Origin of the sequence: Photobacterium lucens, from assembly GCF_009873615.1 — a bacterium.
Classification (GTDB): Bacteria; Pseudomonadota; Gammaproteobacteria; order Enterobacterales; family Vibrionaceae; genus Photobacterium; species Photobacterium lucens.
The window spans coordinates 25,912-45,117 of record NZ_SSMG01000170.1; the positions used below are offsets into that span (position 1 = coordinate 25,912).

Below are 19,206 nucleotides of genomic sequence, written 5' to 3' on the forward strand. Positions count from 1 at the left end.
CATCGGTAATTACATGGATAATGAGCAAAATGATTGTTAATGCGATAGCTCGTATAGGGCGAAGCGGTATTGATAAATGCCAAACCATGGGGCGGGCAACGCTCATGTTGTTTGGGGCATTGGTCAGTAAGCCTCAGCCTATAAAAATGTTTCCGTTATTGATGAAGCAACTCTACTCAGTAGGTGTGTTGTCAATGGCGATTATTTTAGTGTCAGGTCTGTTTATTGGCATGGTATTGAGTCTGCAAGGCTATATCGTGCTGGCAGATTTTGGTGCTGAAACCAGTTTAGGTCAGATGGTAGCGTTATCACTATTACGTGAGTTAGGACCTGTTGTGACTGCGTTATTGTTCGCTGGACGTGCAGGCTCTGCTTTGACCGCTGAAATTGGTTTGATGAAAGCCACAGAGCAGCTTTCTAGTATGGAGATGATGGCGGTTGATCCACTACGTCGTGTGATTGCCCCACGTTTTTGGGCGGGCGTGATCTCGATGCCATTGTTAGCATTAATGTTCAGTGTGGTCGGCTTATGGGGCGCACAGATCGTTGGTGTTGACTGGAAAGGGATTGATTACGGTAGTTTCTGGTCCGTGATGCAATCATCGGTGAACTTTAGCTATGACATTGGTAATAGCATTATTAAAGCTGTTGTCTTTGCAATCACAGTAACTTGGATTGCAGTCTTTAATGGTTACGATGCGGTGCCAACCTCTGAAGGGATCAGCCGAGCGACAACACGCACCGTTGTTAATTCATCACTCGCCGTTTTGGGCTTAGATTTTATTTTGACCGCGCTGATGTTTGGCAGCTAGGTAAAAAGGATTGTCGATATCGTTGTCGGCGTGGCAAAACAGATTAAGTGGATAAAAGCATGCAACAAAATAAACGACTAGAATTATGGGTTGGCGTATTTATGCTAGCCGGCATTGCTGCATTATTGGTATTAGCATTCAAAGTAGCGAATGTGCAAAACTTTGGCAGCAGTGAAACATACACCTTAAAAGCACATTTCGATAATATTGGCGGTTTAAAAGTACGTTCACCGGTGAAAGTAGGTGGCGTGACTGTTGGTGAAGTGACGGCAATTACCTTGGATAAAGAAACCTATGTTCCAATGGTGACGTTAGCGATTAACAAAAAGTTTGGTTACTTTCCTGAAACCAGCTCAGCCTCTATCTTAACTTCAGGTTTATTAGGTGAGCAGTATCTTGGTATTTCACCAGGATTTATTGATGAAGATGTAGATATGCTGCATAACGGTGATCTTATTGAAGACACTAAATCTGCGTTAGTATTAGAAGATATGATTGGCCAAGTGCTTTATAGCATTGGCGGCGACAAAAAAGACTAGGAGCACCCATGAAATTTTTACGATGCCTAATACTGGCTTTTCTTGCCCTACCAATGTTGGCTCAAGCAGCAACAGTAGAGCAAACTAATCCATACACAATGATGGATAAAGTGTCAGCGAAGCTATTTCAAACTTTAAAAGCTGAACAACCAAAGATCCAAGCAAACCCAGAAGAATTACGTATTATTGTTAAGCAGGAATTACTGCCATACATCAATGCGCGTTATGCTGCTTATAAAGTGTTAGGTAACAATAACCTAAAGAAAGCAACGGTGGCACAGCGTGATGCATTCACTAAAGCATTCACAGACTACCTTGTGGCTTCTTACGCACAAGTTTTAACTCAATACACCAACCAAAAAATTCAGATTGAACCTGCGAAACCAATTCCTGCTGATCGTAGCATTGTCTCGGTACGTGTGGATATCCTCGATAACCAACGTCCACCTATTCGTCTTGATTTCAAACTACGTTTGAACAAAAAGACAAAAGAATGGCAAGGATTTGACATGGTTGCGGAAGGAGTCAGTATGATTTCGACTAAACAAAGCGAATGGAGTGGTGAGCTTCGTACTAAAGGTATTGATGCGGTAACGCAGAGCCTACGCGATCTTGCTGCTAAGCCGATTCAGATCGAGAAAAAATGATCATGTCTCAGGATAAGATCAGTTGGCAAGCTCTCGGTAATGACCAATATTGCTTGTCAGGTTGTTTAGAACGTGACACAGTGCCAGCCTTTTGGCTACGTAGAAAAGAGTGGATGCCTGATTCAAACAAGGTATCGCTCGATCTGGGTGGCTTGAGTCGGGTAGACTCAGCTGGCATGGTGATGCTATTACATCTTCACCAACAGTTAAGCAGCGCAGGATGTGACTTTACACTGCTTAATGTGCCCGAGCAGCTAAAAACATTATTACGCTTGAGCCATGTTGAACCTATATTAGCAACTTGCATGAAGTGAGTTGTAGCGAGGATAGCTTGTGGAAATCTCTGAGATTAAACAAATTCTAGAAACCGCCTTAGATCTTGATGAAGTGATCGTTAAAGGTGAAGGTAGCCACTACGAAGTGATTGCAGTGGGTACACTTTTTGACGGCATGAGCCGAGTTAAAAAACAACAAACTATTTATGGTCCATTAATGGATCGAATTGCAGCAAACGACATTCATGCGTTAACTATCAAAACATACACGCCAGAAGAGTGGGCGCGTGATAAGAAGTTAATGTCGTTATAACGAGGTAAATGATGCAGAAGTTTCGTATTCAGGGCGGTGGTCCACTAAGCGGTGAAGTGTCCATTTCTGGCGCAAAGAATGCCGCATTGCCGATTTTATTTGCCGCTTTGCTTGCTGAAGAGCCTGTAGAAATCGCGAATGTGCCAAAGCTACGTGATATCGACACCACAATGGAGCTGCTTTCTCGCCTAGGCGTTAAAGTGTCGCGTAATGGCTCTGTGCATATTGATGCGAGTGACGTTAACGAGTTTTGTGCACCTTATGATTTAGTAAAAACTATGCGTGCGTCGATTTGGGCATTAGGCCCTCTAGTTGCGCGTTTTGGTCAAGGTCAAGTGTCACTACCTGGTGGTTGTGCTATCGGTGCACGCCCTGTTGATCTACACATCGTTGGTCTAGAGCAGTTAGGTGCAACGATCACGTTAGACGAAGGTTACGTTAAAGCAACCGTTGATGGTCGTCTAAAAGGCGCACATATCGTAATGGATAAAGTGAGCGTTGGCGCAACAGTAACAATCATGTCTGCAGCAACCTTAGCTGAAGGTACAACGGTTATTGAAAACGCAGCACGTGAGCCTGAAATTGAAGATACTGCAGCATTTTTGAATGCACTGGGTGCAAAAATCACAGGTGCAGGTACTGCAACGATTACCATCGAAGGTGTTGAGCGTTTAGGCGGTGGTTACCATGAAGTGGTAGCTGATCGTATTGAAACGGGTACTTTCCTTGTTGCTGCTGCTGTTTCTGGCGGTAAGATCGTTTGTCGTAATACCAAGCCTGAACTAATGGAAGCGGTACTCGCTAAGCTAGAAGAAGCTGGCGCATTAGTTGAAAGTGGTGATGACTGGATCAGCTTAGATATGACTGATCGTGAGCTAACAGCGGTAAACATCCGCACAGCACCACACCCAGGTTTCCCAACAGATATGCAAGCGCAATTCTCACTACTTAACCTAGTTGCGAAAGGTACAGGCATCATCACTGAAACGATTTTTGAAAACCGTTTCATGCACATTCCTGAACTAATTCGTATGGGGGCTCATGCTGAAATCGAAGGTAACACTGTAATTTGTGGTGATACTGACGGTTTAAGTGGTGCTCAGGTAATGGCGACGGATCTACGTGCATCAGCAAGTCTTGTCATTGCTGGTAGCATTGCAAAAGGCGAGACAATCGTTGATCGTATTTACCATATCGACCGTGGTTACGAGTTTATTGAAGAGAAGTTCAGTGCATTAGGCATGAACATCGAACGTATCTCTGCTTAATTGATTTAAGTTGCGATAATAAAAACGCCTCACATTGTGAGGCGTTTTTTTATAACTAAACCTGAGTATTATCGCATTGGTTTGTTTTCAGATTCAGGGCGGTTGGCGACCGTGACAGGAATGATCATTGGTTGTCCGTCACGTAAGATCTTCACATTGACACGTGTACCTGGGCGAATATCGGTAACGATATCCCTAACACTCTGCACGTTAGTGACTTGCTTACCATCAATCTCAATCACGACATCATTCTTTTTAAAGCCAGCTTTTACGGCGGGACCATTCGGGTTCATACCGATCACAATGATGCCGTTGACTTGGTTCGCGTCATAAAGGCGTGCCATAACAGGATTAATTTCACGTCCTTCAATCCCAATCCAACCACGGATCACGCGTCCATCGGCGATCAGCTTTTTCATGATCTTAATAGTTAGTTGGTAAGGAATCGCAAAAGAGATCCCATAAGTTTCAATATTTGTTGCTTGTTGGAAAGAGGCGGTATTAATACCCACAAGCTCACCACGGGTGTTGACCAGTGCACCACCGGAATTACCACGGTTGATTGCAGCATCGGTTTGCAGGAAGTCTTGAGGGCCATAGAAGCTCATACCAGAGCGACCCGTAGCAGAAATAATACCAAAAGTGGTGGTTTGACCTAAGTTGTATGGGTTACCGATAGCTAGTACCACATCACCCACTGTTGCTTTGTATTCTGGGTTGACTGGGATCACAGGTAAGTTATCAGCATGAATTTTTAAAACCGCTAGATCCGTTAGTTGATCCAAGCCGATCAACTGAGCATTTAAAATGCGTCCATCTTGTAGTGCTACGATCACTTGATCTGCATTTGCTACTACATGGTAGTTAGTGACGATATAGCCCTTATCACTCATGATCACACCCGAGCCAAGACCTTGGGTAATAAGCTCAGGATCTGGTTTCGAGGTGTCATCTTCATAGCGGCGGTTATAGATGTTAACAACAGCAGGTGAGGCACGTTTAACGGCATAGTTAAAAGATAATGGCGTGGGTGCATCATCAAGTTGAGGTAAAGATACTGGAGATGATGGACGTAAACTTGGTACAGCAACCAGAATGACAGCTGCTGTGATAAGGCCGAGAAGAATAGAGCGACCAAGAAATGCCAACATCAAGAGTCCTTAATAGAAAATGGGAGAATAATGGCAAGGAGAATACCATTCCTACTCATTGAGACCAATAATAAAGTCAGGGCTAAGATCGCCCTGACTTTGTATGACATGATAGAAGAAACGTAAGATTATCGAATGATCAGGTACAATACGTTATCACCACGTTTGACTTCCATTGCGAGCACGCTTGGCTTTTCTTCTAGTGCTTTACGCAATTCACCAAGGTTATTAATCTTCTTACGGTTTAAACCAATGATGATATCGCCTTTTTGGAGACCATAACGGGCTGCAATTGAGCGTTCATCGAGCTGTGATACTTTCACGCCTTTCACTTTATCGGAAGCTGTCGTATTGGTAAATTCAGCTCCGGCTAAACTTGGGTGGAGGTTATCAGCCTTCACTTTATTGTCACTTGCCGCTTTTAGGGTAACATCGAAGTTTTGCTTCTTGCCGTCACGAATAACACCTAATGTCAGGGTCTTACCCGCGCCCATAGTGGCAATTTTTGCTCGTAACTCACTAAAGGTTTTAATTGGTGTACCATTAACTTCGGTAATGATATCACCCGCTTTTAATCCTGCTTTTTCAGCTGAAGAGTCAGGCATAACTTGGTTTACAAATGCACCGTGGTTAGTGGAGTAACCAAAGGTTTTTGCAAGCTCAGCGGTGAGTTCACCACCTTGAACACCTAAAATACCGCGTTTAACTTGACCAAATTCCAATATTTGATCAGTTAAGCTCTGCACCATATTCGATGGGATTGCAAAACCGATACCGACGTTACCGCCGTTAGGACCAACAATCGCGGTATTAATACCGATCAGTTCACCGTTAAGGTTAACCAAAGCCCCACCTGAGTTACCGCTATTAATTGCCGCATCAGTTTGAATGAAGTTTTCAAAGTTTTCGATATTCAAACCACTACGACCAAGTGCAGAAACAATCCCTGAGGTTACGGTTTGGCCTAACCCAAATGGGTTACCAATAGCGACCGCAAAATCACCGACACGCAGCTTATCTGAGTTAGCGAGTTTTACTTCTTTCAGGTTTTCAGGCTTGTCGATTTGTAGTAGAGCAATATCAGACATTGCATCACTACCAATTAACTTGGCATCAATTTCACGACCATCAGAAAGTTGTACTGCAATTTGATCTGCGCCATCAATAACATGATGGTTCGTTACAATATAACCTTTCTTAGCATCAATAATCACGCCAGAGCCAAGCCCTCTAAATGGGCGTTCTTGTACCTGCTCTGATGGGAAATCTGGGCCAAAGAAATAACGAAATGATTCCGGTAAACGTTGTTTTGACACATGTTTACCTTCAACTGCAATACTCACGACAGCTGGTGTGACTTGCTCCAGCATAGGCGCAAGACTAGGAAGTGATTGGTTGTTTACGGACGCAGGCAGAGCCGCGGTAGCCGTTACTGGGGTAATAACAGAACTGATACCTAATGCTAACGCACTAAAAACAAGCAAAGGTTTTTTAATCATTACTGAACTCCGGTTTTACAAGTACGAATAAGACATAAAAACCGGAGCTAAAGTTCACTTACATTCATTATTTGATGCATAAATATTGAGTGGATTGTGAATAATGTGATGGTTAGCTCGCTTTGGGTTCTGCGTGTAGTTGGGCTTTCTCTTCTTCCGTCACACTCGTATTTTCGCCCTTAAATAAACCTGTTGCGCCATTAGCGTAATCACGTGGCGGTTGCTCAATGTTTTCATCATCATTGGCGTTGTCTTTCACAGCTTCTAAGCTAGTGATACGTTTAGCAAAAGGATTATCTTGTGCAGGTAAGTTAGGCATTAACTCGGTGGATGTTTTTGCCATATGCTCATAGAGCTTACTGTAATCTTTCGCTACGTTGTCGAGTAAATCTGCACTACGGGCAAAATGATCAACAAGCTCTTGGCGGAACTGTTCTAGCTCGTACTTAGATTTATCAAGCTCTTTTTTAAGCGATTTTTGTTGTTGTACGCTTTTGTTTGTAAGGCGAACGGCAAGAGCACCAACAAGGATCCCTGCTAAAAAAATAATAATTGCGCTAATCCAAGTCATAGTCATGAATAAACTCCTTGTGACTTATCAGTATGTACTAATACTTGTGTATCAATGTTTATCAATAATGGCTGTCGCGATACTATACCGTGAGGTTAAGCGACATGGTACTCAATAAATAAGATGTAAGAGCAATGTTGCTGATTATCCTCTCATAATTAAGAGATAAGCATGGATAAAACAGGTAGTGTTTAGGATGACACCATTAGAAAAGTATCAACTCGATTTACAACAAACAGATTTCTTTGCTGATCCTGCACAAGCGAATGCAGTTTCCCATCTTGATGGTTTATACCATCGCATGCTAGTACCTAAACCAGAACCCAAAGCGTCATTTCTTCAACGAATATTTAAACTTAATCACAATCAAGCAGATATCATGCCAGTGAAAGGTTTGTACTTTTGGGGCGGGGTTGGGCGAGGGAAAACTTACCTTGTTGATACATTCTATGAATGTTTGCCTTTTGATCGAAAATCGCGGATGCACTTTCACCGTTTTATGCATCGCGTCCATACTGAGTTAAAACGACTCGATGGTATTGAAAATCCATTAGAACATGTTGCTGATAAGTTTAAACAAGAGACCGATATTATTTGTTTTGATGAGTTTTTTGTCTCAGATATTACCGATGCCATGATCCTTGGTACCTTGTTTGAAGCACTGTTTAAACGTGGGATCACCCTTGTTGCGACATCCAACATTCCGCCACAGGAGTTGTATCGAAATGGTTTGCAACGTGCGCGTTTTCTTCCTGCGATTGCGCTTATTGAGCAGCACTGTGACATCGTTAATGTTGATGCGGGTATTGATTATCGCTTACGTACGTTAGAGCAAGCTGAAATTTATCATTTTCCACTTGATGAAAGTGCGAAGTCTGATCTGAAACGTTATTTTGAGCAGCTCACGACAGCACCTCGTTATGAGCATAAAACAATCACGCTTAATGGACGACAATTAACGACTGAGCGAGAAGCGGATGGGGTTGTTCAGTTTAGTTTTCATCAATTATGCCAAACAGCGCGAAGCCAGACCGATTATATGGAAATTGCACGTTTATATCACACGGTGATTTTATCGAACGTACCGCAAATTACCGTACAAGAAGATGATGCAGCAAGACGTTTTATTGCCATGGTTGACGAATTCTATGAGCGTAACGTTACTTTGATAATTTCAGCTGCGGTACCGATGGAGCAGCTTTATCTGCAGGGGAGACTCATGTTTGAATTTAAACGTTGTTGCTCACGCCTGACAGAAATGCAAAGCCATGACTATCTTGCTAAGCCGCATTTAGCCTAGAGAATTAAACATAATTAGATAACGTTATTAGGGATAATAAGGATTTATTGACTGCTTTTGACCTAATTTCTCGCTAATCAGAAAAAAATGCATTTTTTTTTAGGAAAAGAGGTGATTTTTTCCACACCCTTCCCTATAATCTTGCGACCCACCGTACCTGTGATGGCGAAAGCCAGGAGTGCCAACCACTCGAAGGGGTGATGACTGGGCTCTTAACAGAGGGATCATCAATATATGATGGTTCTAGTAAGTGAAACTATTTAAATAATTGGGTAATAATTAGCATGAAAACTTTCGTTGCTAAACCAGAAACTGTAAAACGTGACTGGTATGTTGTTGACGCTGAAGGTAAAACTCTTGGTCGTCTAGCAACTGAAATCGCATCTCGTCTACGTGGTAAGCACAAGCCTGAGTACACTCCACACGTTGACACTGGTGACTACATTGTAGTTATCAATGCTGAGAAAGTAGCAGTAACTGGTAACAAGCGTACAGACAAAATGTACCACCACCACACTGGCTACATCGGCGGCCTTAAGTCAATCAGCTTTGATAAGCTAATCGACAAGAAACCAGAAATGGTTATTGAAACTGCTGTTAAAGGCATGCTTCCAAAAGGTCCTCTAGGCCGTGCTATGTACCGTAAGCTTAAAGTTTACGCAGGTACTGAGCACAACCACGCTGCACAACAGCCAAAAGTACTAGACATCTAATTGGGAATAATGACAATGGCAGAGAATCAATACTACGGCACTGGTCGTCGCAAAAGCTCAGCTGCTCGCGTTTTCATCAAACCGGGTACTGGTAACATCGTAATCAACAAGCGTAGCATCGAAGAATACTTCGGCCGCCCAACAGCGCGTATGGTTGTTCGTCAACCTCTAGAGCTTGTTGAAATGACTGAGAACCTAGACCTATACATCACTGTTAAAGGTGGTGGTATCACTGGTCAATCTGGTGCAATCCGTCACGGTATCACTCGCGCTCTTATGGAGTACGATGAAACTCTACGTCCTGCTCTACGTGCAGCTGGCTACGTTACTCGCGACGCTCGTTGCGTTGAACGTAAGAAAGTTGGTCTACGTAAAGCACGTCGTCGTCCACAGTTCTCTAAGCGTTAATTTTACGCTCCAGATTTTATCTGGTTACTGTGTACAGGAAGCTCAACCTTCGGGTTGGGCTTTTTTTTATTTATTAATAAGTTACCAATAAATTTCCTCCAATAAAGATCATTTCTGTTTATCCTCTCGTAATAAATACTGAAGCCTTTTAAGTAACAATGTTTCTATTTGGTTACAAAAAAGAACGCGCCTCTCACATTTGTTGCTAAAAAGTAGCTTTATCTTGTCAACATATAGCCTTTTCTTTATCCTTCTGATGTTGGAATCAGTTTAAATTTGTAATTTTACTGTTACCTTTTCGTTGGAAGTTAGCCGTAGCTCCAGGGACGCATAAGGACATAATAAGAATCCAGAGCGGGAGTAAGGGAGAATATTGGATGAGCAATGCGCCAGTAAGTAAAGGACGACGTCGCTTTCTGACCGCAACAACCTCGGTTGTTGGTGGGCTAGGAGCCGCAGCTGTCGCCGTTCCTTTCATAAAATCATGGAATCCGAGTGCGAAAGCAAAAGCAGCCGGTGCCCCTGTCGAAGTTGATATTAGTAAGTTAGAAGATGGACAAATGGTTCGCGTTGAGTGGCGTGGTAAACCTGTATGGGTTGTCCGCCGTAGTGATGCCGTTTTAAAAGAGCTAGATTCGCATGATGGACAATTACGAGATCCTTCATCTGAAGAGCCTCAGCAACCATCATATGCACAAAATAATTTCCGTTCAGTAAAGCCAGAAATCTTTTTGGCCGTAGGTATTTGTACACACCTAGGCTGCTCTCCGACCTATTTACCTGATAGCTTTAGTGAACAAGTCAGTGGCGTATCATCAGGGTTCTTCTGCCCATGTCACGGTTCTAAATTTGATATGGCGGGACGCGTATTTGCTGGCGTTCCTGCACCATTGAACTTAGTGATCCCACCTTATCAATTCTTAGATGACAACACGATCTTAGTGGGTGTTGACGGGGAGGTGGCATAATGGAAGCGCTATTTGGTTGGATTGAAAAACGCTTACCTGTAATGAATGCATACAAAAAGCATGTTTCAGAATATCCAATGCCGAAAAACTTTAACTTTTGGTATATTTTCGGTTCATTAGCCATGCTTGTTTTAGTTAACCAGATCGTGACAGGGATTTGGTTAACCATGAACTATGTACCATCTGGTGACGGCGCATTTGCGTCGATTGAATACATTATGCGTGATGTGGAATACGGTTGGTTGCTGCGTTATATGCATTCAACAGGAGCATCGGCATTTTTTGTTGTTATCTACCTTCACATGTTCCGTGGTTTGATCTACGGCTCATACCAAAAGCCGCGTGAGTTATTGTGGCTATTTGGTATGTTGATCTTCCTTGTGCTGATGGCTGAAGCTTTCATGGGGTATCTACTACCATGGGGGCAAATGTCATACTGGGGTGCACAGGTTATCATTTCTCTGTTTGGTGCGATCCCTGTGATCGGTGATGATCTAACGCTTTGGATCCGTGGTGACTACGTGATCTCTGGCGCAACCCTAAACCGTTTCTTTGCGCTTCACGTTATCGCATTACCAATCGTATTACTGCTTTTGATTGTGCTACATATTTTGGCATTGCATGAAGTGGGTTCCAACAACCCTGATGGTATTGATACGAAATTACCAAAGGGATCTAAAGGCGAAGGGTATAAAACCCAATTTCCATTCCACGAGTATTACAGCAAGAAATACGACATCATTGATTCTATTCCATTCCATCCGTATGGAACGGTAAAAGATATGGTTGGTGTTGCTGTCTTTGCTTTCTTCTTTAGCTACGTGATTTTCTTTAATCCAGAAATGGGAGGCTACTTCCTTGAGCCGCCTAACTTTGAAGCAGCAAACCCACTGAAAACACCAGAGCACATTGCGCCAGTTTGGTATTTCACACCGTTCTATGCCATTTTGCGTGCAGTTCCTGATAAGTTGTTGGGTGTGGTAGCGATGGGAGCATCCATTGTTTTCCTATTCCTATTACCGTGGTTTGATCGCTGTAAAGTTCGTTCGTTCCGTTACCGTAGTAAAGTGCACTTCGTTAACATTTGTCAGTTCACAGTAAGCTTCATTGCATTAGGTATTTTAGGTGCGCTACCAGCAACACCTACTTACACACTACTTGCGCAGATCTTTAGCTTTGCTTACTTTATGTTCTTCATTTTATTGTTCTTCTACAGTAAAAATGAAGCAACAAAACCGCTACCAGAGAGGGTGACATTCAAATGAAAAAATGGATTGTAGCGCTGCTGGCGGTACTACCAACCTTTGCTTTTGCAGCAGGTAGTAATGTCCTTTTGGATGCGGCGAATAATGATTTAAGTGATAAAGCGTCATTACAGCGTGGTGCAAAGACATTCATGAACTATTGTTCAGGTTGTCACTCTACTCAGTACCAACGTTATGAGCGTGTTGCGGAAGACTTGGGTATTCCACCAACTTTGATGAAAGAGAATTTGATCTTCGATCAAAACGCGAAGATTGGTGATCTGATGACCAATGCTATCTCAACGGAATACGCAGCGGCATCGTTTGGTGCTCCAGCACCTGATTTAACCTTGGTTGCACGCGTACGTGGTACTGATTGGATCTATACTTATCTAAGATCCTTCTATGCGGATCCGAGTCGTCCGTTTGGTGTTAATAACCTTGTGTTCCCAAGTGTCGGTATGCCCCATGTACTTGAAGAATTGCAAGGTGCTCCTCGTAAAGTATTCGAAACGAAAACCATTGACGGTGAACAAGTTCAAGAGTTCGTGGGGATCGAATCTGACGGCACGGGTGAGTTAAACGTTGAAGAATACGATGACATGGTACGTGATTTGGTTAACTTCCTTGATTATTCTGCAGAGCCAATGAAGCTGGAGCGCCAGCATATGGGCTTGTGGGTGATGGGCTTTATTGCGGTATTCTTTGTTTTAACTGTATTGTTGAAGAAAGAATATTGGCGTGATGTCCACTGATAAGGTAATCTAGTGGGTTAAGAATCTCGCAATGGGGGCTCAAGCCTCCATTGCTTTTTGTGTATTGAATATACTGGAGGGGTTGATGGCTGTTGCTGCCAATAAACGCTCTGTGATGACTCTGTATTCTGATGCTTCAGACATCTACAGCCATCAGGTGCGTATCGTACTAGCCGAAAAAGGTGTTAGTGTTGAAATTGAATTGGTTGATCCATTGAATCTACCTGAAGATCTGTTAGAGCTGAACCCATATCAGTCAGTTCCAACATTGGTTGATCGTGAATTAGCACTATACCAAGCGAACATCATTATGGAGTACTTGGATGAGCGTTTTCCTCACCCACCTCTAATGCCGGTTTACCCTGTTGCTCGTGGTAACAGCCGTCTAATGATGTACCGCGTTGAGCGCAACTGGTACTCACTTGCTGAGAAGATCAAGACTGGCTCTGCCGATGAAGCTGATAAAGCGCGTAAGCAATTACGTGAAGAGTTACTTGCATTAGCACCAGTATTTGCAGAATTCCCATTCTTTATGAGTGACGAGTTCAGCCTTGTTGATTGTTACCTAGCTCCACTGTTATGGCGTTTACCTGAAATGGGTATTGAGCTAAGCGGTGCTGGTGCAAAAGAAGTTAAAACTTACATGACACGTGTATTTGAACGTGATTCTTTCCTTGCTTCATTAACTGAAGCTGAACGTGAAATGCGTTTAGCTGGCCAGTAATATGGATATGGAAAAAATGACGCCGCGTCGACCTTATCTACTGCGCGCGTTTTATGATTGGTTAGTGGATAACGATCTCACTCCACACCTTGTTGTTGATGCAACATTACCGGGTGTGAAAGTGCCGATGGAGTTTGTGAGTGATGGTCAAATCATCCTAAACATCGCTCCTCGCGCTGTGGGTAATTTAGAACTTGGCAATGAAGCGGTAAGCTTTAATGCGCGTTTTAGTGGTCGTCCACACTCTGTTATCGTACCTATGTACGCTGTGCTTGCTATCTATGCCCGTGAAAACGGTGCAGGAACGATGTTTGAGCCAGAGCCTAGCTACGAAACAGATATGCCAGTCTTTGACGATGCTGAAGAAGCAGAAGACATGATTGATGAGGCTCCAGAATCAACATCACCATTTGCTGTAGTTAGTGAAACTGAAACAGTAGGTAGTGATGATCCAGATGATGAGCCACCACGTCCTCGTGGTCGTCCAAGTCTACGTGTTGTGAAATAAGTAGATACCAAAGAAAAACGCAGCCACTAGGCTGCGTTTTTTTATGTTTAGAAAGTGCTGTTATTTAACTATTTGGGTTTTTCTCAAATAGCGTAACTACCTTTTGCACTCCACTAACATTACGAGCAATGTTAACCGCAATCTCCCCTTGACGAGGGGTGACATAGCCGAGCAGATAAACTTTTCCACCTTCACTGATCACTTTGATCACTGCACCTGTTAGCTGTTTGCTTGCGATCAGTTGTGATTTTACCTTGGTGGTCAGCCAAGCATCGTAACTGATGTCGCCAAAACCTAGTAATGGTCTGACTTCTAGCTGGTTATAGACATGTTCAACGTTAGCAATATGTTTGACTTGCTGGGCAAATTGCTCCTTAACAGTAGGAGAGGTGACTTGACCTATCAGCAGTACATTACCATCTAAAGAGACACTGTTAATACTAGCAGTACGGGTAAATTGACGACTGTTTGCCATTCCCGCAACATCCATTTCTATTTTTTGATCATCCCAGTGTTGTTCGACATCACGCGGATCTTGAGTTGAAAAGCTTGAGCATCCTTGTAATACAAAGACAAAAGCGATCAGTAGGCGAGTGAGGCAGCGCATGATTTATCCTTCGTGATGGGGAAATAGTACTTGGTCAATGAGATCACAAAGGCAGTGTACAGTAAGTAAATGCACTTCTTGAATACGGGCTGTGCGCTGAGAGGGAATTCGGATCTCAACATCTTGTATGCCCAGTAATCCGGCCATTTCACCACCATCTTTACCTGTTAGAGCAATAATGGTCATATCACGTGTTAGTGCCGCTTCCATCGCTTTGATAATATTTTTACTGTTACCACTGGTTGATAATACAAATAAAATATCACCGGCTTGACCTAAAGCGCGTACTTGCTTTGAAAACACTTCATCATGGTGGTAGTCGTTAGCAACAGCGGTGAGGATCGTAGTATCTGCCGTTAATGCTAATGCTGGTAAGCTTGGACGTTCAGTTTCAAAACGGTTGATCAAACAAGAGGCAAAGTGCTGTGAGTTAGCAGCTGAGCCACCATTACCACAACATAAAATTTTGTTGCCGTTTAAAAGGCTTTGCACCATCACTTGGGCTGCTTTGGAAATGGAATCTGGCAGAGCTTCTGCGGCGGCAATTTGAGTTTGAATACTTTCGGTAAAACTTTCACGAATGCTATCTAGCATGATTAACCTTCAACTAAGATGTTGGTATGCCACTCAATATGGTGTTCTTGACCTTCAATTGTCACGACATCAAATCGGCATTCCGTTTGATCAATTGAAAAGCCATTTTTTTGTAACCAAAAAAGGGCGGTGCGTTTTAATTTCTGTTGTTTGTGCCAATTCACCGCTTCTGAAGCCGAACCGAAATGGCGATGTGTTCGGTATTTTACTTCAATAAAAACAAAACATTTACCCTGTCGCATAATTAAATCTATTTCACCGCTGCGACAGCTAAAATTTCGTTCAACAAGCTTAAGACGGTGGCGAGACAGAAACTGCTCCGCCATCCGTTCATAAGCTTGACCTTGCTGGCGTTTATTCAGGTTGAATACCGTCTGCTGTGAACTTACCCCAGTCAATTTGGCGATGAATAACACATTGGCTATCAGCACTTAATTTACCGGTTGCGCCTTGAGTGGTGTAATCACTCATCGTACGCATTTGTGGCAGCTCTTTGCTTAACAGGTAAGCATCCATACCAAAGGCATGAAGACGAATACTGGTATTTCCCTCATTTGGCCATAGTTGATTGAAACGTGCCATGTAATCTGCAGGTGGATTGATCAGTAGTGGAATATCCCCCACTTCTAAACCACGGATCTCTGGAGAGTTTGATTTATTGTCTGAGTTACTACGAGAGCTCACGTAAATTTGTGGTGGGTTACCACTTGCAGGCAATGACGCTTCAATAAATGGCTTGATGGTCATTAACTCTGTTTTACTGGCAATAACGTAGATCGCATCAGTGTGGCTACCTGGAGCTCGTCCAAATGCTTGACGGATCTGTTGTGGGATTTCACCGCGAGAGCCAAAAGTTACCACTTGTGCTGGCTGGCTATTTAAGCTCGACCATTCTTGGTTAAATGCAGCGCTTACACGTTGACCATAGCTATTGCCAGGTACCAATACCACCGGATTGCGATGGCCTTCATTAAAGATACGCTCAGCCGCTTGCTCTGCATCTTGCTCAGGTGATAGCGCAAAATAACATGCATTCGGGTGATTGTTATTGATCTCTGGTGGAAGGTTTAGCGCTAATGTATTGATGTGCGTGGTGTTATCACGTTGGAACTCAAGGATCTTATCTTTACGAAGTGGACCCACAACAAACTGAGTACCGTTTTGTTGTAGTTTTGCCATGATCGAAGCCATTGGCTCTGCTTCAGTATCGTAGATATTCAGATCGGTATCTGTACCACGACTAGCATCATCCATCATTGCATTAACAAAGCCATCACGCACGGTTTTACCTTGCGCAGCAAAACGACCTGACAATGGTAGTAATAGCGCTACGTTATCAAGTTTGATTGCTTTTAAGTTCATCACCGCTTCAAGTTCAGTCGGTAAGTACTGATTAGCTGGATGATATGGATGTTGGCTTAGCCATTGCTCCACGGCTTCTTTTAGTTTGCCTGGTTGGCGAGCAGCACTGTTTTTCAACATGGCTAATTCAACCCAACCTTTCAATACACTTTCATCGCTACCAATTTTGGCATTACTCAGTTGTGTATTTGAATAGCCTGATAAGTCATGCCATAGATTGTTCCAGTTTGCTGCTTTTTGATCATTACTTAAGTAGAAATCAAGTTTACTGCGTTCACGCGCGGCTTGAAATTGGTGATTAAGTTGATCTAATAATTCAGCACGGAAAGTGTGATAGCGTCGGTATTGACTCTTCGTTAACTGCCAAGATGGTTGGAAATTTAAGCTGTTTAGTGCTTCTTGGTATTGCCCTTGATGATAACGCACAGCTGCGCGTGCAAGTTGCCATTCAGCAATTTGCAATGGGCTCATTGATTGTTGTGAAAGTTTGGCAATTTGTTGGTCAGCTTGCTGCCATTTGCCTTCTTCAATCATGGCCTTAAGAGCTAGAATTTCCCAGTTAATGCGCTCGGCACCTTTGCTGGCTTGAGCTTTACTGAGGTAAGCGGCTGAGCTTTGAGCGGCTGCCGCAGTGATATCAGTTAACGGAGCCTGTTGGTTATACAGGTTTGGCGTACTACAGCCTGCTAAAACTACAGCAAGGGCTACAGGCGCCATCAGTCGTGATACACTTTTACGCTTATGGGTAAAATTGGGCATTGAATTCATTCAACTGTGACAAATTACTCTTGATATTAATTGCAGATGAGATCTAAGACAAATGAGTGAAACCAATTCAAGCATGGTTGATGTTGCTACGTTGTACATCGTACCTACACCCATCGGTAATTTGGCTGATATAACCCAACGAGCATTAGACGTATTAGCAAATGTTGATTTGATTGCTGCTGAAGATACTCGCCATACATCACGCTTGTTATCCCATTTCTCTATCTCAACCCGCACCTTTGCGCTTCATGATCATAACGAACAGCAAAAAGCTGATTTTTTGATCGAGAAGCTTCAGTCAGGTACTAGCATTGCGTTGGTCTCTGATGCTGGTACTCCGCTGATAAGTGATCCAGGGTATCATCTTGTGAATCGCTGTCGTCAAGCGGGTGTTAAAGTTGTGCCATTACCTGGCCCATGTGCAGTGATCACTGCTTTGAGCGGTGCTGGTTTACCTTCAGACCGATTCAGTTTTGAGGGCTTTTTACCACCCAAAAGTAAAGGTCGCCGAGACTGTTTTCAAGCGTTAGCGAATGATGAACGAACGCTGATTTTCTACGAATCGCCACATCGCATTAATGATTCCCTGAGTGATATGTTAGCCGTGCTTGGTGCCGAACGCCAAGTAGTATTAGCGCGTGAGTTAACAAAAACTTATGAAACAATTCATGGTGCACCACTAGGAGAGTTAATTGAGTGGTTGGCTGAAGACAGTAACCGAGTACGTGGTGAAATGGTGGTATTGATTGCAGGTCACCGTGCACAAAAAGATGAATTACCTGCTGATGCATTGCGTACGCTGGGTTTACTTGCGAAAGAATTACCATTGAAAAAAGCAGCGGCACTAACCGCTGAAATTCACGGTGCTAAGAAGAACGCACTGTACAAGTGGGGGTTAGAGCATCTCGAATAATTGAGATGGCGGAGAAGGGAATAAAAGTGCATCGATTAAGATGAAATTACGTGAGCAATAAACGCTTTTGCTGTTTTTTTGCTCATGCTGTGACTTTGTTTCGTTTTTCACTGGTAACTGTGATGGTTGTCTTATACAATCCGCCTCGGAGTTGGTCAGGTGATCGCTGCTTCATTGATGTCCTTTGGGAGACTGATGAAGGGGAGGAAAGTCCGGGCTCCATAGGGCAGGGTGCCAGATAACGTCTGGGGGGCGAAAGCCTACGACCAGTGCAGCAGAGAGTAAACCGCCGATGGCCCATTGTTCGCAGTGGTGCACAGGTAAGGGTGAAAGGGTGCGGTAAGAGCGCACCGCGCGTCTAGTAATAGTTCGTGGCACGGTAAACTCCACCCGGAGCAAGACCAAATAGGTCCCTAATGGCGCGGCCCGCGTTGGGGACGGGTAGGTTGCTTGAGTCTGTGAGCGATTGCAGACCTAGATGAATGATTGCCGCCGCGCAAGCGGAACAAAACCCGGCTTATCGACCGACTCCCTACATTTAGAGAAGGTGGTGTTTGGATAACAAACACCACCTTTTTTTCGTCTTATTCCCCCATAAAAGCATTACATTACGCATAGCAAACAATGGAGTGTTAGAACTCTGTTTGAATTAAGGCCATGCGCTTGACATCGTTTTTGTCTCATACGTACACTTTGTGGTGGGAATTTGTGGGGAAAAGTGGTGCAGTCTCATTCTCTCTGTTTTTATTCTGCTAAAGTCAGTATCAATCACTGATTTTTAGTATCATGGAATGGACTAAAAAATGCTAAGAGGCGCAACATCGATATCTATTGATAGCAAAGGACGCATAGCGATCCCGAAACGTTATCGACAATGGATCACCGAACAATGTGGCGGCTTATTCATTTGCACTATTTATCACCAGTTTTCTTGCTTGTTGCTTTATCCCATCAATGAATGGGAGCACATAGAAGCGAAGTTAGCGACATTATCAAGCCTTCACCCTGCAGAGCGCCGAATTCAACGATTGTTGCTTGGCCATGCAAGTGAATGTGAAATGGATGGACAGGGACGAATTTTACTCTCACCAACCTTACGACAATACGCTCACTTACAAGATAAAATCATGCTTGTTGGCCAACTCAATAAATTTGAAATTTGGTCTGATGTGTTATGGCAACAGCAAATTGAACTCGATATCAACCTTCAGGCTGAGGACGCGTTAGCACAATCATCGCGCCTTAGTGAGCTTTCACTTTAGCTGAA

At 43.4% G+C, this 19,206-nt stretch carries 23 protein-coding genes and 1 other RNA gene; 17 read left to right on the top strand and 7 right to left on the bottom strand.

Annotated features, from left to right (window positions below):
- Nucleotides 1-29 precede the first annotated feature (29 nt).
- From mlaE to murA, 6 genes are read left to right on the top strand one after another with little or no spacing between them, the layout of a single operon-like run.
- On the top strand, nucleotides 30-812 hold the full coding sequence (mlaE, locus tag E5A76_RS07930) for a lipid asymmetry maintenance ABC transporter permease subunit MlaE (RefSeq protein ID WP_053988042.1): 783 nt from the start codon (nucleotides 30-32) through the stop codon (nucleotides 810-812).
- A 59-nt stretch (nucleotides 813-871) separates the two neighbouring features.
- Entirely contained in the window at nucleotides 872-1,351 is a 480-nt protein-coding gene (gene mlaD / locus E5A76_RS07935) for an outer membrane lipid asymmetry maintenance protein MlaD (RefSeq protein WP_107218570.1), read from the top strand.
- Between the two features lie 8 nt (nucleotides 1,352-1,359).
- Nucleotides 1,360-1,998 (top strand): phospholipid-binding protein MlaC, encoded by a 639-nt coding sequence (gene mlaC, locus E5A76_RS07940; RefSeq protein WP_161118587.1) that lies wholly within the window; start codon nucleotides 1,360-1,362, stop codon nucleotides 1,996-1,998.
- The gene (locus E5A76_RS07945; RefSeq protein ID WP_187695588.1) at nucleotides 1,995-2,312 is read left to right on the top strand and encodes an STAS domain-containing protein; all 318 of its coding nucleotides are present in this window, start codon (nucleotides 1,995-1,997) and stop codon (nucleotides 2,310-2,312) included. Before mlaC ends, E5A76_RS07945 begins: the two co-directional genes overlap by 4 nt.
- Nucleotides 2,313-2,331: 19 nt before the next feature.
- On the top strand, nucleotides 2,332-2,586 hold the full coding sequence (gene ibaG / locus E5A76_RS07950) for a BolA family iron metabolism protein IbaG (RefSeq protein WP_008987882.1): 255 nt from the start codon (nucleotides 2,332-2,334) through the stop codon (nucleotides 2,584-2,586).
- An 11-nt stretch (nucleotides 2,587-2,597) separates the two neighbouring features.
- On the top strand, nucleotides 2,598-3,854 hold the full coding sequence (murA, locus tag E5A76_RS07955) for a UDP-N-acetylglucosamine 1-carboxyvinyltransferase (RefSeq protein ID WP_053988045.1): 1,257 nt from the start codon (nucleotides 2,598-2,600) through the stop codon (nucleotides 3,852-3,854).
- Between the two features lie 68 nt (nucleotides 3,855-3,922).
- On the opposite strand, the gene degS is transcribed toward murA, so the two are convergent.
- From degS to zapG, 3 genes are all read right to left on the bottom strand, one after another.
- Nucleotides 3,923-5,005, bottom strand: coding sequence for an outer membrane-stress sensor serine endopeptidase DegS (gene degS / locus E5A76_RS07960; protein WP_053988046.1), 1,083 nt, complete (start codon nucleotides 5,003-5,005; stop codon nucleotides 3,923-3,925).
- A 128-nt stretch (nucleotides 5,006-5,133) separates the two neighbouring features.
- Nucleotides 5,134-6,504: a Do family serine endopeptidase gene (locus tag E5A76_RS07965; RefSeq protein WP_161118588.1), complete on the bottom strand. Its 1,371-nt coding sequence runs from the start codon at nucleotides 6,502-6,504 to the stop codon at nucleotides 5,134-5,136.
- 112 nt (nucleotides 6,505-6,616) lie between these two features.
- Complete coding sequence (gene zapG, locus E5A76_RS07970) at nucleotides 6,617-7,075, bottom strand: Z-ring associated protein ZapG (RefSeq protein WP_181319887.1); 459 nt, start codon at nucleotides 7,073-7,075, stop codon at nucleotides 6,617-6,619.
- A 196-nt stretch (nucleotides 7,076-7,271) separates the two neighbouring features.
- On the opposite strand from zapG, the gene zapE reads away from it, so the two are divergent.
- The 8 genes from zapE to sspB all read left to right on the top strand — a co-directional run bounded on the left by zapE (nucleotide 7,272) and on the right by sspB (nucleotide 13,695).
- Nucleotides 7,272-8,375: a cell division protein ZapE gene (gene zapE / locus E5A76_RS07975; RefSeq protein ID WP_161118589.1), complete on the top strand. Its 1,104-nt coding sequence runs from the start codon at nucleotides 7,272-7,274 to the stop codon at nucleotides 8,373-8,375.
- 284 nt (nucleotides 8,376-8,659) lie between these two features.
- A complete protein-coding gene (rplM, locus tag E5A76_RS07980; protein ID WP_005371187.1) occupies nucleotides 8,660-9,088 on the top strand; it encodes a 50S ribosomal protein L13 in 429 nt (142 codons plus the stop codon).
- Nucleotides 9,089-9,103: 15 nt separating this feature from the next.
- Nucleotides 9,104-9,496 carry a 30S ribosomal protein S9 gene (gene rpsI / locus E5A76_RS07985; RefSeq protein ID WP_005371189.1) on the top strand — a complete coding sequence of 131 codons (393 nt, stop codon included), beginning with the start codon at nucleotides 9,104-9,106 and terminating at the stop codon, nucleotides 9,494-9,496.
- Nucleotides 9,497-9,873: 377 nt separating this feature from the next.
- Complete coding sequence (gene petA, locus E5A76_RS07990; RefSeq protein WP_053988049.1) at nucleotides 9,874-10,464, top strand: ubiquinol-cytochrome c reductase iron-sulfur subunit; 591 nt, start codon at nucleotides 9,874-9,876, stop codon at nucleotides 10,462-10,464.
- A complete protein-coding gene (locus E5A76_RS07995) occupies nucleotides 10,464-11,729 on the top strand; it encodes a cytochrome b (RefSeq protein ID WP_008987889.1) in 1,266 nt (421 codons plus the stop codon). The genes petA and E5A76_RS07995 overlap by 1 nt, the downstream gene beginning before the upstream one ends.
- Nucleotides 11,726-12,463 carry a cytochrome c1 gene (locus tag E5A76_RS08000; protein ID WP_161118590.1) on the top strand — a complete coding sequence of 246 codons (738 nt, stop codon included), beginning with the start codon at nucleotides 11,726-11,728 and terminating at the stop codon, nucleotides 12,461-12,463. Before E5A76_RS07995 ends, E5A76_RS08000 begins: the two co-directional genes overlap by 4 nt.
- An 85-nt stretch (nucleotides 12,464-12,548) precedes the next feature.
- On the top strand, nucleotides 12,549-13,187 hold the full coding sequence (gene sspA, locus E5A76_RS08005) for a stringent starvation protein SspA (protein ID WP_008987891.1): 639 nt from the start codon (nucleotides 12,549-12,551) through the stop codon (nucleotides 13,185-13,187).
- Nucleotide 13,188: 1 nt separating this feature from the next.
- The gene (gene sspB / locus E5A76_RS08010; protein WP_053988051.1) at nucleotides 13,189-13,695 is read left to right on the top strand and encodes a ClpXP protease specificity-enhancing factor; all 507 of its coding nucleotides are present in this window, start codon (nucleotides 13,189-13,191) and stop codon (nucleotides 13,693-13,695) included.
- 64 nt (nucleotides 13,696-13,759) lie between these two features.
- On the opposite strand, the gene E5A76_RS08015 is transcribed toward sspB, so the two are convergent.
- The 4 genes from E5A76_RS08015 to E5A76_RS08030 are packed head-to-tail and all read right to left on the bottom strand — an operon-like array spanning nucleotide 13,760 to nucleotide 16,975.
- Complete coding sequence (locus E5A76_RS08015; protein WP_161118591.1) at nucleotides 13,760-14,302, bottom strand: BON domain-containing protein; 543 nt, start codon at nucleotides 14,300-14,302, stop codon at nucleotides 13,760-13,762.
- 3 nt (nucleotides 14,303-14,305) lie between these two features.
- Nucleotides 14,306-14,896: a phosphoheptose isomerase gene (locus E5A76_RS08020; protein WP_008987894.1), complete on the bottom strand. Its 591-nt coding sequence runs from the start codon at nucleotides 14,894-14,896 to the stop codon at nucleotides 14,306-14,308.
- A 2-nt stretch (nucleotides 14,897-14,898) separates the two neighbouring features.
- Nucleotides 14,899-15,258, bottom strand: coding sequence for a YraN family protein (locus tag E5A76_RS08025; protein WP_258178288.1), 360 nt, complete (start codon nucleotides 15,256-15,258; stop codon nucleotides 14,899-14,901).
- Nucleotides 15,251-16,975: a penicillin-binding protein activator gene (locus E5A76_RS08030; protein WP_053988097.1), complete on the bottom strand. Its 1,725-nt coding sequence runs from the start codon at nucleotides 16,973-16,975 to the stop codon at nucleotides 15,251-15,253. Before E5A76_RS08030 ends, E5A76_RS08025 begins: the two co-directional genes overlap by 8 nt.
- A gap of 103 nt (nucleotides 16,976-17,078) precedes the next feature.
- Here E5A76_RS08030 and rsmI point away from each other — a divergent pair, with 103 nt between their 5' ends.
- From rsmI to mraZ, 3 genes are all read left to right on the top strand, one after another.
- Nucleotides 17,079-17,939: a 16S rRNA (cytidine(1402)-2'-O)-methyltransferase gene (gene rsmI / locus E5A76_RS08035; protein WP_161118592.1), complete on the top strand. Its 861-nt coding sequence runs from the start codon at nucleotides 17,079-17,081 to the stop codon at nucleotides 17,937-17,939.
- A 147-nt stretch (nucleotides 17,940-18,086) separates the two neighbouring features.
- An RNA gene (gene rnpB, locus E5A76_RS08040) (RNase P RNA component class A) lies at nucleotides 18,087-18,475 on the top strand.
- Nucleotides 18,476-18,742: 267 nt separating this feature from the next.
- Nucleotides 18,743-19,201 (top strand): division/cell wall cluster transcriptional repressor MraZ, encoded by a 459-nt coding sequence (mraZ, locus tag E5A76_RS08045; protein ID WP_161118593.1) that lies wholly within the window; start codon nucleotides 18,743-18,745, stop codon nucleotides 19,199-19,201.
- Nucleotides 19,202-19,206: the final 5 nt, after the last annotated feature.

Bases quoted from the DNA above. Each gene is read 5' to 3' on its own strand.
- rplM (WP_005371187.1), top strand. From the start codon at position 8,660: ATGAAAACTTTCGTTGCTAAACCAGAAACTGTAAAACGTGACTGGTAT.
- E5A76_RS08020 (WP_008987894.1), bottom strand. From the start codon at position 14,896: ATGCTAGATAGCATTCGTGAAAGTTTTACCGAAAGTATTCAAACTCAA.
- murA (WP_053988045.1), top strand. From the start codon at position 2,598: ATGCAGAAGTTTCGTATTCAGGGCGGTGGTCCACTAAGCGGTGAAGTG.
- E5A76_RS07965 (WP_161118588.1), bottom strand. From the start codon at position 6,504: ATGATTAAAAAACCTTTGCTTGTTTTTAGTGCGTTAGCATTAGGTATC.
- petA (WP_053988049.1), top strand. From the start codon at position 9,874: ATGAGCAATGCGCCAGTAAGTAAAGGACGACGTCGCTTTCTGACCGCA.
- mlaD (WP_107218570.1), top strand. From the start codon at position 872: ATGCAACAAAATAAACGACTAGAATTATGGGTTGGCGTATTTATGCTA.
- degS (WP_053988046.1), bottom strand. From the start codon at position 5,005: ATGTTGGCATTTCTTGGTCGCTCTATTCTTCTCGGCCTTATCACAGCA.
- rsmI (WP_161118592.1), top strand. From the start codon at position 17,079: ATGAGTGAAACCAATTCAAGCATGGTTGATGTTGCTACGTTGTACATC.
- E5A76_RS07995 (WP_008987889.1), top strand. From the start codon at position 10,464: ATGGAAGCGCTATTTGGTTGGATTGAAAAACGCTTACCTGTAATGAAT.
- zapG (WP_181319887.1), bottom strand. From the start codon at position 7,075: ATGACTTGGATTAGCGCAATTATTATTTTTTTAGCAGGGATCCTTGTT.
- sspB (WP_053988051.1), top strand. From the start codon at position 13,189: ATGGATATGGAAAAAATGACGCCGCGTCGACCTTATCTACTGCGCGCG.
- sspA (WP_008987891.1), top strand. From the start codon at position 12,549: ATGGCTGTTGCTGCCAATAAACGCTCTGTGATGACTCTGTATTCTGAT.
- zapE (WP_161118589.1), top strand. From the start codon at position 7,272: ATGACACCATTAGAAAAGTATCAACTCGATTTACAACAAACAGATTTC.
- E5A76_RS08015 (WP_161118591.1), bottom strand. From the start codon at position 14,302: ATGCGCTGCCTCACTCGCCTACTGATCGCTTTTGTCTTTGTATTACAA.
- mlaC (WP_161118587.1), top strand. From the start codon at position 1,360: ATGAAATTTTTACGATGCCTAATACTGGCTTTTCTTGCCCTACCAATG.
- mraZ (WP_161118593.1), top strand. From the start codon at position 18,743: ATGCTAAGAGGCGCAACATCGATATCTATTGATAGCAAAGGACGCATA.
- mlaE (WP_053988042.1), top strand. From the start codon at position 30: ATGATTGTTAATGCGATAGCTCGTATAGGGCGAAGCGGTATTGATAAA.
- E5A76_RS07945 (WP_187695588.1), top strand. From the start codon at position 1,995: ATGATCATGTCTCAGGATAAGATCAGTTGGCAAGCTCTCGGTAATGAC.
- E5A76_RS08000 (WP_161118590.1), top strand. From the start codon at position 11,726: ATGAAAAAATGGATTGTAGCGCTGCTGGCGGTACTACCAACCTTTGCT.
- E5A76_RS08030 (WP_053988097.1), bottom strand. From the start codon at position 16,975: ATGGCGCCTGTAGCCCTTGCTGTAGTTTTAGCAGGCTGTAGTACGCCA.
- rpsI (WP_005371189.1), top strand. From the start codon at position 9,104: ATGGCAGAGAATCAATACTACGGCACTGGTCGTCGCAAAAGCTCAGCT.